Source organism: Bacillus sp. RE35 (assembly GCF_052146655.1).
Taxonomy (GTDB): Bacteria; Bacillota; Bacilli; order Bacillales; family Bacillaceae_G; genus Bacillus_A; species Bacillus_A cereus.
Genome location: NZ_CP197377.1, coordinates 988,981 through 1,004,547, shown reverse-complemented (window position 1 = coordinate 1,004,547; position 15,567 = coordinate 988,981). Strand labels below are relative to the sequence as shown.

The following is a 15,567-nucleotide window of genomic DNA, read 5'->3' as shown; positions in this document are numbered from 1 at the left end:
TCATCCTACAAATAAATATTTCTCAATAATTAACTGACAATTCATTAATTATTTTATGAAGATTATCCACTTTGATAATTACCCAAATAAAAAAGCAAGCAGTTCCAGCACTCCGCTAAAACTACTTGCTCTCCTACTTACTATCTCTATTTTTACTCTTTAATAAATTCCTTCGTACTTCTCACTGTATCAATTGGACGAACTAATTTTTCAATTTCTTCACGTTTTGGCTCTAGGAATGGAGGTAAAGATAATTTTTCGCCAAGTGTTTCGTATGACTCATCTCCCATAAATCCTGGGCCGTCTGTTGCAAATTCAAATAAGATTTGTGGTGCAACTCTTGCGTATAATGATTCGAAGAAGTGACGGTTTACATAGCCAGATGAAGGAAGTCCTACGCTACTGATTCTCTCAATCCATTCTTCTAATACAGCGCGATCTTCTACGCGGAATGCAGCATGGTGCACTGTACCAAAACCTTGTTGTGCTTCAGGAAGAACTGTATTATGTTCTACGATGACAGAGGCACCGTTTCCGCCTTTGTTCACTTCAAATAAATAGAATTCTCCTTCTTGCGCAATCTCTTTAAATAATAAAACTTTTTCTAACACTTCTTTAAAGAAGCTAAAGTTTGCGATACGAATGAATACAGGTCCTAAACCAGTAATTGCGTATTCTAATGGTACTGGCCCGTTTTGCCATGGTGTACCTGATTCGATTCCTTTATCAAGTTCATCTGAGATTAATTGATAGTGTTGATCATCAAAGTCAACGAAAGAAAGAGTTTTCTTACCAAATTGCTCTTTAATTCCTGTATGTTCTACTTCAAGACGGTCAAAACGTTTTACCCAATATGCTAACGCTGCATCAGTTGGAACACGGAATGAAGTTTTTGAAATTTCATTTGTACCGTGTACTCCTTTCGGAACACCCGGGAAATCAAAAAATGTCATATCTGTTCCGGCACTACCTTTATCATCTGCAAAGAATAAATGATATGTTTGAATGTCATCTTGGTTTACTGTTTTTTTAACTAAACGCATTCCTAAAACGTGAGTGAAAAACTCATAGTTTTTTTCTGCACTACTTGTAATCGCTGTAACGTGGTGAATTCCTTTTAATTGGTTCATTTTATATTCCTCCAATGGGTTTCATTTATATGTTAAAGTTGTATATTTTCTTCTATTACTTCTCTTCAATCGGTGCTAAATTCGCTTCAATTTCTGCACGCTGATCTTCTAAGAATGGTGGTAAATCAAGCTTTTCTCCTAGATGTTCCACATCTCCATCAACTGTAAATCCTGGTCCATCTGTCGCAATTTCAAATAGGATTCCGTTTGATTCGCGGAAATATAAGCTTTTAAAATAGAAACGATCAATGATTCCTGAAGACTGGAAGCCTCTTTGTTTCACCTGTTCTTCCCAATAAGCAAGCTCTGCATCGTTTTTCACACGAATTGCTAAATGGTGAATGCTACCGCGGCCCGGCTTTTCAGTAGGACCATCTAAATATTTCACAACGATTTCTCCAAAAGCCTCTCCTTTAATGGACTGGAAAATTGCTTCTTGATCATTTCGGCTAACCTCTGTATAACCGAATATCTCTGTAAGTGTACTCGCCATTTTATCAAGTCTACGCACTGTCAGTTCTACAGAACCCATTCCTTGAATTTGATGCTTTGCAGGAACTTCTGATTTCTCCCAAGTTTCCCAGTGCTCCACTTTTTCCCCGTTTGAAACGAGTAGTACTAAGCGAAGACCTTCAGCATCCTCAAATTGCAAAGCAGGACGATTTGCATATGTTGTCATTTCACTATGTTTCACATCAAATTTTTCAAAGCGTTCTTTCCAGTAATGCAAGCTATCCTCTGAAGGAACAAGTAATCCAATTCGAGTAATCGCATTCGTACCGCGATATGTTCTTCCTACTAATGGAATTTCAAAAAATGATAATTCCGTACCTGGACTTCCTGTTTTATCTCCATAAAATAAGTGGTACATTGACGGATCATCTTGGTTTACTGTCATTTTCACACGACGTAAGCCAAGCACGTTTTTATAAAAGTGATTATTTTCATTTGCATTTTTCGTAACCATTGAAATGTGATGATGCCCTTTAATTTCATACATTGGTTATTCCTCCGTTTCGTTTTACTAGTCAAGTGACAACTAAAAAAATAACATTTCCCACAACTAATATGGTTTTTAGCTTTTCAATTTATTCTTAATTATGTTTTTGTAAATTCATCTTAGTTTTTACTGTATAAGTTACTTTGTTTTTAATCGAAAACAACTGAGTGTATGTTTTTCATATGACTCAATCGCTTTCGTTACTATCACTTTACACCTCAAGTGATTAAAAAGCAAGTGATTTATCTCAAATTCGAGATATTTTTTTGTTAAATAACATTTAGGGTGTAAAATCATTAATTTCTGGATAGCGTCACATCACTATCAAGCTAAAGACTCAAAGCTCTCCATGCCCATCAAGCTACCAAGAATACACTACCCCAAAACGATAAAAATGAACTTCGTTGCTATAAAAGACAACTTTTTTGTTCCGAGGGAATTATAGAATTTTATATCTTTACAATTATTTATGGGGAGTTAATTCGTTTTTTTCAAGAATAAGTAATTTCTTAAATAGAAGTTCACGTACCTCTTCCTTATGATAATTAATTTTTGTTGATTGATAAGAAATTTAATGAATGATTATTCGAATATGCTTTCGTAAATGTTAAATGTAGTTTTTGGATAATGTTTGGTCAAGTTGATACTAATACCCTCGATAAACGAAAGAAAATTAAGAGTGTTCCGAGAAAAAGTAATTAAAAAACGCTCATTTACAGAAGAACATTATTCAAGTGAAGCCCTCTATAATTCAATTACAACTCCTTGAAAGTTTATGATACTATCCTGATCACACTTTTTATATTTAATGTTTTAAGGAAAAAAGCTATACTATAAGCGAAACTAAAAATCAGAAAGGAAATACCATAACATGGAAAACTATATGCTATTTATCCTTACAGCACTCCTTATTATAATGATGCCTGGTCCCGGTTTTGCTTTAGTTACAAAAAACACTATCTCTCATGGTAGAAATGGTGGGATAAAGACCGTCTTAGGAACGGTATCTGGAATGATGATTCATACAATAATGGCTACACTAGGACTCTCTGCTATCTTAATGAAATTTGCTATGCTATTTACATTAATAAAATATGCTGGGGCATTTTATTTAATTTATTTAGCTGTAAAGTCAATTAAAAGTGCCTTTTCTAAAAAAGAAGATATGTCAAGTTCAGTGGAAATAAACTTTAAGGATATTGGAACGGTTAAAAGTTTTAGACAAGGATTTACCACGGCAATCTTAAACCCAAAAACGGCTGTATTTTTCCTTAGTTTTCTACCCCAATTTATTGTGAGTAATCAAAGTCATTTCTTCCAATTTCTTTTGTTGGGATTCACATTTACGACTTTGACAGCAATATGGTATTTACTTTATATCTCTCTAATACGTCAATTAAGAACTTTTTTAAGAAAAGAAAAGGTGAACCGTACAATAGAGGGTATTACTGGCACAGTATTATTAGTATTTGGAGTTAGGCTATTTTTCCAAAAATAAATATGTAATAGAGAGCGTTTAAAACTTTCGGTTTTTCCAATAAATGAATCAATATAAAAAGTATGGCTTTCAAACAGTAAAAAAGTGAACAAACGGGTGTGTTTGTGGAATAAGCTTCAATAAAATAACCAAACTTTTTATAAAGAAATGAATCGATTATATTAAAATTGATATAAAGGCGTTATCCTTTCCTATGATTTCTCAGAAAGAATAACGCCTTGCTCTTTTTAGAGGGTATTTTGTCTAGTTAGCTTGATAGCGATGTGGTTCTATCCCTTATAAATGTTACAAAAACATTTATAATAGCTCTAACTTGCACAATGCTTCCCGTTAATATAATACGCTGATTCTGTGAAAACCGTAAATACAACCTCTACTTCTGGAAGTCCAAAATCCATTACATATGTAGTAATGGCCTTGGCAAATCGATTACGAATTTCCTGTCCACGCTCGAACCATTTCACTTCAATAAGAGGAAACGCTTCTATTTCTTGTCCATTGAATACATACGTAGAACTTGGTAGTTCCAACGTAAAATTATCCGTACCACACTCACAAATCTCTGCGAGCTCTTCTACTAATGGCTTGCTTATGTGTTTTAATTGTTCAGTAGTAATTCCACGAAACACAATATGCGGCATGTAAATCCCTCCTTTAGATAGTTTTATATTTGCCCACATCATAGCACAATTCTCCCACCTTTTAACAAAAATAGATGCTAAACAAGTTTCAACTCTTATTTTTAGGCCTGTTATACAGGCTGAAGCGATTCTAAGTATCTGCCATATTAAAGTTGATATGCTCCCATTCTAGTGGTGAGATATGTTTTAATCGTTCTTCGTTAACCCCATGCGTACTTCTTAACTATTTCATTTAATTTTTAATAAAGAAAACAGCCTCACTAAGCTTTTAAAACTTAATAAGGCCACTTTATTCACACTTTTAATTATGGAACGACGGCTTATAGAACGAACGATTATCAAGCGCAAAGACACGCTCTGTATATTCGCCTGGTTTTGTGCGTCCTAATGCGCGGTCCATCATGTTCATTTTTGCATCTAAGTTATCGATGTAATGCAGAATTTCTGCTTCTTTTACTAATGGTGGTTTTGGACTACCCCATTCTGCTTTTCCGTGGTGAGAAAGGACGATGTGTTGAAGAATTAATACTTCTTCTGCATCGATTTGCAATTCGTCTGCCGCTTTACCAATTTCGTTCACCATAATCGAAATGTGGCCTAGTAAATTTCCTTCTAACGTATACGTTGTAGAAATTGGGCCAGATAGTTCGATTACTTTACCAAGGTCATGTAAAATAACGCCTGCATATAGTAAGTCTTTATCTAACGATGGGTATAGATTTGAGATAGCTTTCGCTAAATCAAGCATTGATACGACGTGATAAGCTAGTCCAGATACGAACTCGTGATGGTTCTTTGTCGCTGCTGGATAGTCTAAAAATTCGTTTTGATGCTTATTTAATAAATGTCTTGTTAGACGTTGAATGTTCGGGTTTCTCATTTCAAATATGTATTGCGTAATTTTCTCAACCATATCTTCTTTTTTCACTGGTGCTTTTTCTACGAAGTCTGAGATGTCTGTTACTTCATTTTCATTCGCAACACGGATTTGTTTCACACGTAATTGAATACGTCCTTTGTAGTTTAAAATATCTCCAGCTACTTTCACGATTGTTTCCGCTACATATTGTTTCTCAACTTCTGGTGATACGTCCCATAACTTCGCTTCAATATCTCCACTTGGATCTTGTAAGATTACTGTTAAAAATGGCTTTCCATTGCTTGCGATACCTTTTGTCGCTGTTTTAATTAACAAGAAAATATCGACTTGTTCACCAACTTCATACTCTGCAATTTTCTTTTTCATTCGAATTCCTCCACCAAATCAGTTACTTTTAGTATAGCACACTACAACTCATTTTCTTTACGCATATGTGTTAATTTTATAATCTGTTTTTCTGTAAAATAGGCGAGTAAATGCGCATGACATGTAAAGAATATGACTTGTCTATCCTTTGCAATTTCCTTTATAAGTTCAATCGTTCGATTCGTCCTTACCGCATCAAAGTGCACGAAACTATCATCAATAATAAATGGGTAATCATGCTCAAATGTTTTTGCTAGTGCAAATCTCAGCGATAAATATAACTGCTCCGCTGTCGCTTGGCTTAGTTCATGACTGTAAAAACGCATACCATCGTTACGCTCTACAATAAACGGCTCTGACTCTGACGGTGAAAAGATTTTACTATATCGTCCGCCTGTTAAATAGACGAAATACTCTTCTGACTTTTGTAAAATACGAGGAAGATGTACTTCATGATAATATTGCTTCGTTTTCGTTAACACCGTTTTTGCGGCCGCATAAGCAGCCCACTTCTTCACTTGTTCACGCACTTGCGCTTTTTTCATTTCCCATTCATGCATTAAATCGCCGTACGTACTACCTTCTTCTAAATTCGCAATTTCCATACGATGTTTCGCAATACGCTCTGTCAGTTCTTTCTCTTGCACCAGACAGTTTTGCACGACTGTCAGTTCTTGCTTTAATTTTCCGTCATAACCGTCAGCTTCGTAATGTTCAGCTAATGATAAACTCGTTAAACGTTGTTCTAACAGATCAATTTGCGGTAATAAACGCCCCACTTGTTTCTCTGCATCTTCACGGTTTTCCGCTAGTTTACCCGCTTCTAAAAACATCTCTTCATCTGTAGACGCTGCAATATGCCATAAACCATCTCGTTCTATTAGTAATTTCTTTAATTGTTCTTGCATAAACTCATATTCTTCTTGCCATTCCGCCAGTTTTTCTTTTAACTGCTTACAAGTTTGGCGCTTCTCTTTCTCATTTTGCATACGGCTTTGTGCCTCGTGTAGCTTACTATACTCCGCACTACCGATAACAGTTTCTAGTTTATGTTCAAATTGCGAAATCATTTCATATAATGAAGATTTTCGCGTGCCTTGTTTCTCTAATTCACGATATAATTGCTGCATTTTTTCAATACGCTCAAACGCCGGCAATATGTGTGCATACGTATAAAATTCAGGAAACATATAGCGCGCTTTATATGCATCGACTTGTTCTCCCGCCTGGAACGTTTCTCTCTCCCATTCCTCATACGATGAAACGACTTTATCATACGCTCGTTCCAACTGCTGTAACTTATAAGACTCGCGCTCAAATAATTTACGTATCTCTTCATCTTTTTCTAACTGATAGCGAACAGACATCGCTTCTTCACTTTGTCTCCCGCCGGCACTTTGCTGAAGTGTAAGGAGCTCTTCTTGTAATCCACTTGACGGATCTTTATATAAAATGAGGGCAAGAACAATCCCTACAAAAACAATGACACTAATAAATAAGAGCGGGCGATTGTCTATAAATAAGCTCGTGAATAAAACGACTGTGTTAATAAGAAGTAACAGAAGACAAACTCTTTGCCACTGCTTTTTCTTTTGCTTAGCTACTCCTGCTTTTTCCTCATACTTGCGCTTCATTCTCTCTGCGCCCATACCGATAAACGCCGCATCTTGGAACGATTTCTCTTTCTCAACTAACACATTTCTCTCTTCATCCACTAACATTTGTTTCTTAATCTGTCTTATATTTTCTTCTTGTTCTTCTAATTGCTCTTGCGCTACTTTAAAACGATCATCGAGCTGTGCTTTTTGCGTTTCTAATTCGCGCGCCTTTTGCACTGTTTGCGTAATTAACTCTTTCGTTGCCAAACTCATATCAAATGAAAGAACTGTTTCCTTTTCAAAAGTAGTACCAATTTGTTGTTCTAGTTCTGCGATTTCTTCTTTTATATTCGTAATATTCCCGCTCATATCACGCATTTCTTGGCGTGCATTTTCGTAAGACATATGCTGCATACGAAGTTCTTCTACATAACTTTCTTTTTGTAAAAACTCTTCATCTATTTGAATCGAGGCAATTTCCGATTGCACTGTCTCAATTTTCTTGTGGAGCGAATCAACTTGTAATTGAAGCGGCTCCATCTTCGCCTTCATTGCTTCATAACGCGCCATTCCGTTTACAGGAAACTGCCCGCTCTCGTTCTCTAACACTTTCTCATGCGCACGTTTTTCAATAACGAGTGGCTCAAGCGCTGCTAATATTTCATAATCTTGCTTTCGCTTTTCTGCACTCTCTTTCTCCACGCGAACAGAAGCAAGCTTCTCTTCACTTTCTTTTAACTGCTCTACTTGTTTTTCATACGTGCCAATTTTTCCTTGCCACTCTTTCATCTTCTCTTCAAGTTTCTTCATCTCTTGCAGTGACACGTTAATTTCTGGTTTACGCCCGCTCGGCTTAAAGCGCTGATCCATTTCTTTTTCTAGCTTTTTATCTAACTGCAATAGCGCATCACTTCCGACTGCACTTGCCGAAAATAAATAATTGCCAATATCCGCTTCGCCTAGCTGATGAATATTTTGAAGACCATGCATATCAAATGAAAAGACAGATTCAAATAAACTTTCATTCATCCCGCTTAATATATCATTTAAAATTTCTTCTCCGCCCGTTTTCCCGTCTTCAAAATAAACGGTCACCTCGCCAGCTGCCGTCTTTGGCAATCGCTCAATTTTCAAACGACCATACTGCTCTGTTTGCACAGTCATCGCGCCGCCATACTTCCCGCCTTCTTTCGGCTCATAACGGCGCTGTCCTCTCGTCGGAAAACCGAACAAAATACTTTTCATAAATGAGCGAATTGTCGATTTCCCCGCTTCATTTTCACCGTATAACACCGTCAGCAATGAAAGATCCATTTCCACATTTTCTAATTTTCCGTACCCATAAATATGGAGTTTTTCAATTCTCATTTTTTATCCCTCTCTTGCTGGAATAATTGCTCTAAAATAATATTTTCTGCTTCCTTTTGAATCTCTTTCTTCTCTTCTTCTGTAAAAGATTCAATACTATTACGCGCTACAGGAGATGTCCAAATGGTGCGCAATACGCCGTCCATATTGCTGAAAGCTTCTAACTCTTTTAGCACACTACCGACGAAATGATTTTCTGCTTTCAAACGTTCGATTTCTGCAAAAGAAACCGTCTCATTTTTCCACTTCATTGCATATACGAAATCTTTTCGCTCTTCGCCAGATGCTAAAATGTGAAAAATCTCTTCCACACGCTTTTCGTCACGCAAATAAGGAGAAAGTGGGCCCTGCCCTGTGAATACGACAGTTAAAAGCATCCCTTCCTCTTCTCTTCTGCATTCATTCATCGCAGTAGATAGGCTCGTCATAAGTTCATCAACGGTTTCAAGTCCATCAATACAAACTTCAATCTCATCCCATACAACATCTGCCGTATGGAAAAATGAACATTGCGTTCCTTGTTTCGTAAGTTCAATAAGGTACGCACCCTTCTCGCCTGTTTCCTTACGATGACGACCTTGTATGTTCCCTGGATAAATCATATACGGCTCTTCTGATAAAATTTCACGTTTATGTATATGGCCAAGAGCCCAATAGTCAAACAGTTTTTCTTTCAACTCACGAATTTGAAACGGTGCATAGCGATTATGCTCTGCATCTCCTTCCACACTTCCGTGAAGCATGCCAATATGAAAAGGCGCATCACTCATTTTCGTATACTGCGCTGTCATATTATCCGTTACCGCTTGCTGCAAATAACTAAACCCATAAATAGAAGCTAATAGCTCACCATTTTTATAAAATGATTTCTCTTCTACATAAGGCTCAGTAAATACATGAACATTTTCCGGAAACTCAATTGCTGCCCAGCTTCCTCCTAAATGATCATGGTTACCGTGAATAATAAAAACAGGGATATCGTACTGCGAAAGTCTCTTCATTTGCTCACGCACAAACACTTGCGCCCTCAAACTTCTCGTCTCCGCATCATACAAATCCCCAGCTAGTAATACGAAATCAACGCGCTCTTGAATCGCTTTATCAACAATACGCTCAAATGATTCAAACGTACTTTGCTTCATTCTCTTCCAAACAGACTGCGCAACATTCATCTCCATTCCTTTAAACGGACTATCCAAATGCAAATCAGCCGCATGTATAAACTTTACTTGTTTCACAAATAACGATCCTTTCTATCTTTCAAAAGTTTCATTTTATTAAAATTAACATCGCTGAAAACTAATAATCATCGAGAATGAAAATATTCTCGATGAGTAAAGTTTCATTCTATTTTACCACGCAATGTCATATATTTCTTTGCATATTGTAGCGTTTTATGTCAAAATAATTATAAGATTCTGATTTTAATTATTGGAGGGAATTTTCATGGGAGTATACGTTCTAACAGTCTTTGAAAAAGATGGTTCAAAAGCATTAGACGAATCATTCGAGGCGGCAACTGAAAAAGAAGCAAAAGCAAAAGGTGAATCTATCTTACAAGAAAAAGGATTGTATGAAAAAACACATCGCTGTACATCTACTGCAGGTAAGCTCGTTTTATTCCAGCGCTAAAAAAAAGAAGCGTCATCCGCTTCTTTTTCACTCTACTATATCTTCGTCACACCACGTAAACACCACATCTAGAATGCGATTACCGATACGTACGCGTTTATTCCATTTTCCTGTTTGGATCTGATGTTGCAATTCAGCTTTCATCTTTTCCGTCCAGTCGTGAATCGTTTCACTACCGTCGTACGGATATACGCCCTGAAACTCTTTCTGCAGTAGATGCAAGCTCTCTGCATCAAAATGAAAATGGAAGAAGTAGTTTGCTGTAAGCGATGGTTCTTGCAATCGTAAAAAATGATCATCAATTTGCTTTCTATTTCTATAGAAAGTAAAGATATTCACTTTACCGCTAGTAATTTGGTCAATTTGAATTTCGTGCTTCTCTATAATCACGTCTTGTCCACCTCGTTGTATACTATCTTTAGTATATATGTCTTTTGCAACAAAGTTAACCATTTTCGCGCGAAATTCATTTCCTTCATTATAATTCCTGTACCTCCATATGCAATCAGGATAAATAAAAACAAAGTTGAAGGGGAGCGATCACATGTATTTCGGAAGCAAAGGTTGGTATGTAAAAGAACTTAAAAAATTAGGTATCCGTACTTATGAAGGTAAAAAACTAGAATCTTATCGTACGCATGTGTTGTCTAGTTTACTTGAGAGAATGAAGAGAGCTTCGGCTTAATAGAATAGCAAGAAGTAAACCTGAATATTGGTAAATGATAAAAAACACCTCCTAAATTCGCATACTAAGTATGCAAATTAAATGGAGGTGTTTTTATTAGTCTCACTTTTTCAGGGGCGCTTCAGTTTTCATAAAATATTTTTTGTTTCCGCTGAAACGGATACGTTTTAATCTCAGCTGTATCTAAATCTTCATTGAATAAATGAATGGCTATAATTTGTCTACAATCGTAAGTATGGTAATAATATGTTCCAGACTCCATACACATTGCACTTGTATAGATCGTATTATCTAATATACCGTCTTCTGTTATTACTGCCCCCTTAGGAACCTCACAATTCGATAAAATATGAAAAATAGCCGATATACCCTCTTCTTCGTTCTCTATACCTTGAATGTTTTGTTTGCCATACGCTGCCCGTACAAATCTTGATGGCGGTGTGAAATCTCCAGGAAGTCCCATCGATCCTGAACCTTGGCCAAAAGCACTTAATGGTACATCGCCCCACTCCGTTGGCGCAAATGGCTGCGATTTAAGACCAATATATTGTCTTAAATTTTGTAAATGCCAACTAAACTCCGGACTATTAGTCATCACTCCTATTGGATTGTCATACACTTTTATTCCATCAGCTGTCGGCTCAAGTACAATACATTCTCCCGATTTATCTGCTAAAATCCAATGTAGCGGTGGAGTAACCCCTAAAATTGGTAATGGCACATCTATAAAGGCAATGCTATCAATAGATTTTCTTAATTCTTCAACAGAATTGAACTGCGTGAGGCTCCAAGTCACAAAATCAAATGGTGCTACATTCGTTTTATTGCTATCTACATGACTACTATAAGTAGCGAATCCTGGGAAATAGAGAGTTGCACATGTCATACCAGCTTCATTTACTCCATCTGCCATCATGACCCTTCCTCCAAAATTAATTCCCATTCCGACAACAGCCTTTTTCGTTCGGATTGTTTCACCAGTTATATTGTTCCACTGATAACGCCGAGGAATGATTATTACTTCCTGATTCATATCTAATGTGAAATCCATTGTTCTCGCAAAAAGATGTTGGAAATTTTTAGTTTGTAACGTCAAACTAGTACACATGAAGAAATCTCCCCCATTTCATAGTTATATACACATTTTATAAAATTCTGATAAATACGTAAATTAAAAACCCTATTTATCACTAACAAAATAACCACCCAAACTAAAAATGCTATAATAAACCCAATGAAACTAAGGGGGCAAATTACTTTGCTTGGAACATGCATTCAATTTCATAAGTTTGGCAATCCAAAAGACGTATTACAAGTTGAATATAAAAATATAGAACCACTGAAAGATAATGAAGTTTTCGTCCGTATGCTAGTTAGACCGATTAATCCATCTGACTTAATTCCAATAACCGGAGCGTACGCACATAGAATCCCTTTACCTAACATACCTGGTTATGAAGGTGTTGGTATTGTAGAAGATGTAGGAGCTTTTGTTTCTAGAGACCTCATCGGTAAACGTGTGTTACCGTTACGCGGGGAAGGTACTTGGCAAGAATATGTGAAAACATCGGCTGATTTTGTAGTCCCTATTCCCGATTCTATCGATGATTTTACCGCGGCACAAATGTATATTAATCCCCTTACGGCTTGGGTTACATGTACGGAAACGCTAAACTTACAACGGAATGATGTTTTGTTAGTGAATGCTTGTGGATCCGCTATCGGGCATCTTTTTGCGCAGTTATCGCAAATTTTAAATTTCCAACTCATTGCCGTGACAAGAAATAGTAAACATACAGACGAATTACTTCAGCTTGGCGCTCATCATATAATTGATACTTCGACTGCCCCGCTTTATGAAACAGTTATGACATTAACAAACGGCAGAGGTGCAGACGCTGCGATTGATTCTATTGGGGGACCGGATGGAAATGAATTAGCTTTCTCCTTACGTCCCAATGGGCACTTTTTAACTATAGGACTTCTGTCGGGAATACAAGTAAACTGGGCAGAGATTGTCACGAAAGCAAAAGTGCACGCGAACATATTTCATTTACGACATTGGAATAAAGAAGTGTCACCTTATAAATGGCAAGAAACGTTTCGTCATTTAATTCGCTTAGTAGAAAATGAGCAATTACGTTTTATGAAAGTACATTCTACATATGACTTAGTGGATGTAAGAGCTGCGGTTGATATTGTGCAGTCTGCTGAAAAAACGAAAGGGAAAGTTTTTTTAACGAATTATTAAATTGAGTACATTCAACTATCAATCCATTTAGTAGCATAGAATTTTAAGTAGCTTATGTAATTTAATTAAAAAAGCGAAAGGAGATTCTAACATGTGGTTACTCACGGCAATTGCGCCTGTTTTAATAGTCGGGGGAATTGTAGTCTATGTAATTGGAAGGCTTAAACATAAATATGACAACGGCACATTAGGTAAGAAAAAATCAAAAGAGGCTCAACTGTTATTAGACAGTTTAATACCTATAGGAATGCTTGTTGGCTGTATGATCGGTTTGATTTTCGGTATATTTTTCCCGAACTTCGCCCTGCTTTCAGTTAGTTTAGGAGCTGGAATAGGCTATTTATTTGGATATTTCGCCTATGAATTTTACAGCAAGACAGGAAACAATTTTTCCTAATCCAAAAGGAATAAGCGGGACAGTACATAGTAATCATATGAAATATGTAACTGTCCTTTATTTTTGCATCAATGTTATCACCTTACCTTTCGCCTACTATACACCTCTTTTATTGATTTTTCTCTCCTCCCCTTTTTGCATATCCGCTTTTTTATTTTCATTGGATCTATATCCAAAGTAAAGTAGCGCACATGTAATAATAGAACCTACAATGTATCCTAAAAAACATCCTAACCAAAACATAGTGTAACCGCCTCCATTCATAATAAATTTTATGTAATATAACTCTTTACATACTCCATCGTTTATTTCTATTAACTATACACTTTCTAAAATTATTCATACCACTAATTCTCTTCGTACCTCAAATAGCAATTTTATTATTTGTCATAAAATTAACACCTTCTTTAAATACAAAAACTTCCATTTATTTGCTTTTTCTTAAGAAATAATATACTACATTTGAAATAAGCGAGCTAGTACATCGGCCCTTCTCTATTTTAACTTTAGTCATGAACAAAAGAAAAATAAAAAACCCCCTCAAAGCATAAACTTCAAGGGGTGAGCCTGTTTTTTATTTACTTATATACGTACAGCTGTACCACTTACAGCAACCATTAACATTCCATCACGAACTACTTCGTAATCTACGTCAACACCAACGATAGCGTTCGCACCTTTTTGTTTTGCAAGTTCTTTCATTTCGTCCATTGCGATATCACGAGCTTCTTTTAGCTTACTTTCATAAGAACCAGCACGACCACCGACAACATCACGAACAGAAGCGAATAAATCGCGGACAATATTTGCACCCATAATAGCTTCACCATTTACAATATCGATATACTCAATAATTTCTTTACCTTGAATTCCAGACGTTGTTGTTACAATCATGACTGACACTCTCCTAATAAGTTGTAGTTTTAATTAGCTTTCTTATGTCTTTATTATGACATGGAACAAACAACTAATCTATTGAATTACCTTACAGGAATGTGACAGTTTTGTAAGAATGAAACGCGCATTATGTTTCATTTTAATAAAGCGCTTTAAAATTAGGATACATAAACGACTCTTTATTTTCTTTCCAGTCCTTTTCTACTTCTTTGAAAGTTGGTCGTCCTAATTTTTCATTGTTCTCATGTTTACGAAACCATTTCTTTACATACTTATCCCCATTTTTATTTTGAATCGTGCAAAGGAAACTATCGCTACTATCCTTTAATATTTTTACAATCACGAAAAGACACCTCTTCCCTTTTAAATAGCATGATAGAACTTGATCTTTTACTATAAGCCCTTCCTCTCTTATAGTCATACGACTCCTCGGCCGCGCCAAATTTGTAAGATCAAAAAACGATATTTACTTTGTTTACATTTTATTTAAAGAAATCAGAGTTATAAGCATGATGCTTATCAAAGATTTTATAGATTTCTAACTTATTATCTAATTTTGCATCTACTAAAATTAATATATTTCCATCGTAAATATATTCTTCATACTTTTTAGCATGTTCTTCTGGAATTCCTAATCCTATAAATGCTCCTATTAAACTTCCAGCTCCTCCGCCAATACCAGCTCCTCCAATTGCTGCTGCGATCGGTCCCGCTGCTACGATTGGACCCATTCCAGAAACGGCAAGTATACCAAGACCTGTTAATAAACCACCGAGTCCACCTGCTACAAGCCCTGTTGCTGAAAAGATATCTGCTTTATGTGCAGTTTCGCTATTCACTTTTTCACCCGATTTTTCTTCCAGATGTTCAATTTCCTTCTGATCTTTTGCAATAGCTGAAATGTTATCTGCTGAGTATCCTTTTTCATTTAATTCATTAATAACGAGTGCCGCATCATCAATTGTTCTAAAAACACCTACTATTTTTCTATCTACATTCATAACTATTAACCTCCTAAAGTTTTATATAATGTATCTTTATTTTTCTTCATTTCTGTATACACTAATCTTCTTATTAACATAACCATTTACGAAAAAAGCGAATAGTATAAGCACTACAAGTGAACTACTTAACAAGTAAATTAAATCAAATGTAATATTAATCATCATTTCATTCATGTATACCAGGCTCCTTTTTATTTAAAGTAAAAGTATATTTTGATAG

At 36.0% G+C, this 15,567-nt stretch carries 18 protein-coding genes; 5 read left to right on the top strand and 13 right to left on the bottom strand.

The features are described from left to right. Window positions 1-152: 152 nt before the first annotated feature. Window positions 153-1,130, bottom strand: coding sequence for a ring-cleaving dioxygenase (locus ACTL4X_RS05290; protein WP_001072569.1), 978 nt, complete (start codon window positions 1,128-1,130; stop codon window positions 153-155). Between the two features lie 55 nt (window positions 1,131-1,185). Continuing rightward, the gene (locus ACTL4X_RS05285) at window positions 1,186-2,130 is read right to left on the bottom strand and encodes a ring-cleaving dioxygenase (RefSeq protein ID WP_071740560.1); all 945 of its coding nucleotides are present in this window, start codon (window positions 2,128-2,130) and stop codon (window positions 1,186-1,188) included. A gap of 871 nt (window positions 2,131-3,001) precedes the next feature. On the opposite strand from ACTL4X_RS05285, the gene ACTL4X_RS05280 reads away from it, so the two are divergent. Continuing rightward, on the top strand, window positions 3,002-3,628 hold the full coding sequence (locus tag ACTL4X_RS05280) for a LysE family translocator (protein ID WP_000433008.1): 627 nt from the start codon (window positions 3,002-3,004) through the stop codon (window positions 3,626-3,628). A 308-nt stretch (window positions 3,629-3,936) separates the two neighbouring features. Here the strand turns inward: ACTL4X_RS05280 and ACTL4X_RS05275 are convergent, their stop codons facing one another. From ACTL4X_RS05275 to ACTL4X_RS05260, 4 genes are all read right to left on the bottom strand, one after another. Continuing rightward, window positions 3,937-4,269, bottom strand: coding sequence for a DUF1904 family protein (locus ACTL4X_RS05275; RefSeq protein WP_001120262.1), 333 nt, complete (start codon window positions 4,267-4,269; stop codon window positions 3,937-3,939). 301 nt (window positions 4,270-4,570) lie between these two features. Then, a complete protein-coding gene (gene yhaM, locus ACTL4X_RS05270; RefSeq protein WP_000726638.1) occupies window positions 4,571-5,515 on the bottom strand; it encodes a 3'-5' exoribonuclease YhaM in 945 nt (314 codons plus the stop codon). A gap of 41 nt (window positions 5,516-5,556) precedes the next feature. After that, the gene (locus ACTL4X_RS05265; RefSeq protein WP_071740561.1) at window positions 5,557-8,481 is read right to left on the bottom strand and encodes an ATP-binding protein; all 2,925 of its coding nucleotides are present in this window, start codon (window positions 8,479-8,481) and stop codon (window positions 5,557-5,559) included. After that, entirely contained in the window at window positions 8,478-9,719 is a 1,242-nt protein-coding gene (locus ACTL4X_RS05260) for a metallophosphoesterase family protein (RefSeq protein WP_071740562.1), read from the bottom strand. Before ACTL4X_RS05260 ends, ACTL4X_RS05265 begins: the two co-directional genes overlap by 4 nt. A gap of 208 nt (window positions 9,720-9,927) precedes the next feature. Between ACTL4X_RS05260 and ACTL4X_RS05255 the strand changes: the two genes are divergently transcribed. Continuing rightward, window positions 9,928-10,113: a YhzD family protein gene (locus ACTL4X_RS05255; protein WP_000539552.1), complete on the top strand. Its 186-nt coding sequence runs from the start codon at window positions 9,928-9,930 to the stop codon at window positions 10,111-10,113. A gap of 27 nt (window positions 10,114-10,140) precedes the next feature. Here ACTL4X_RS05255 and ACTL4X_RS05250 read toward each other — a convergent pair whose 3' ends face one another. Beyond that, complete coding sequence (locus ACTL4X_RS05250; protein ID WP_000582786.1) at window positions 10,141-10,503, bottom strand: hypothetical protein; 363 nt, start codon at window positions 10,501-10,503, stop codon at window positions 10,141-10,143. A gap of 154 nt (window positions 10,504-10,657) precedes the next feature. On the opposite strand from ACTL4X_RS05250, the gene ACTL4X_RS05245 reads away from it, so the two are divergent. Further along, a complete protein-coding gene (locus tag ACTL4X_RS05245; protein WP_000273537.1) occupies window positions 10,658-10,798 on the top strand; it encodes a YflJ family protein in 141 nt (46 codons plus the stop codon). 121 nt (window positions 10,799-10,919) lie between these two features. Here the strand turns inward: ACTL4X_RS05245 and bsh are convergent, their stop codons facing one another. Then, a complete protein-coding gene (bsh, locus tag ACTL4X_RS05240; RefSeq protein WP_000337598.1) occupies window positions 10,920-11,906 on the bottom strand; it encodes a choloylglycine hydrolase in 987 nt (328 codons plus the stop codon). A gap of 150 nt (window positions 11,907-12,056) precedes the next feature. Here bsh and ACTL4X_RS05235 point away from each other — a divergent pair, with 150 nt between their 5' ends. Continuing rightward, window positions 12,057-13,049, top strand: a complete 993-nt coding sequence (locus tag ACTL4X_RS05235; protein ID WP_000901734.1) for a zinc-dependent alcohol dehydrogenase family protein — start codon at window positions 12,057-12,059, stop codon at window positions 13,047-13,049. A gap of 91 nt (window positions 13,050-13,140) precedes the next feature. Next, window positions 13,141-13,446 (top strand): hypothetical protein, encoded by a 306-nt coding sequence (locus ACTL4X_RS05230; RefSeq protein ID WP_000266566.1) that lies wholly within the window; start codon window positions 13,141-13,143, stop codon window positions 13,444-13,446. Window positions 13,447-13,542: 96 nt separating this feature from the next. Here ACTL4X_RS05230 and ACTL4X_RS05225 read toward each other — a convergent pair whose 3' ends face one another. The 5 genes from ACTL4X_RS05225 to ACTL4X_RS05205 all read right to left on the bottom strand — a co-directional run bounded on the left by ACTL4X_RS05225 (window position 13,543) and on the right by ACTL4X_RS05205 (window position 15,521). After that, window positions 13,543-13,689, bottom strand: coding sequence for a hypothetical protein (locus ACTL4X_RS05225; RefSeq protein WP_000498628.1), 147 nt, complete (start codon window positions 13,687-13,689; stop codon window positions 13,543-13,545). Window positions 13,690-14,028: 339 nt separating this feature from the next. Further along, window positions 14,029-14,340, bottom strand: a complete 312-nt coding sequence (locus ACTL4X_RS05220) for a YbjQ family protein (RefSeq protein WP_000637511.1) — start codon at window positions 14,338-14,340, stop codon at window positions 14,029-14,031. Between the two features lie 142 nt (window positions 14,341-14,482). Continuing rightward, the gene (locus ACTL4X_RS05215; protein WP_139310375.1) at window positions 14,483-14,686 is read right to left on the bottom strand and encodes a DUF4028 family protein; all 204 of its coding nucleotides are present in this window, start codon (window positions 14,684-14,686) and stop codon (window positions 14,483-14,485) included. A 139-nt stretch (window positions 14,687-14,825) separates the two neighbouring features. Then, window positions 14,826-15,344, bottom strand: a complete 519-nt coding sequence (locus tag ACTL4X_RS05210) for a general stress protein (protein WP_441395004.1) — start codon at window positions 15,342-15,344, stop codon at window positions 14,826-14,828. Window positions 15,345-15,380: 36 nt separating this feature from the next. Next, window positions 15,381-15,521 (bottom strand): hypothetical protein, encoded by a 141-nt coding sequence (locus ACTL4X_RS05205; protein ID WP_001004569.1) that lies wholly within the window; start codon window positions 15,519-15,521, stop codon window positions 15,381-15,383. Between the last annotated feature and the right edge of the window lie 46 nt (window positions 15,522-15,567).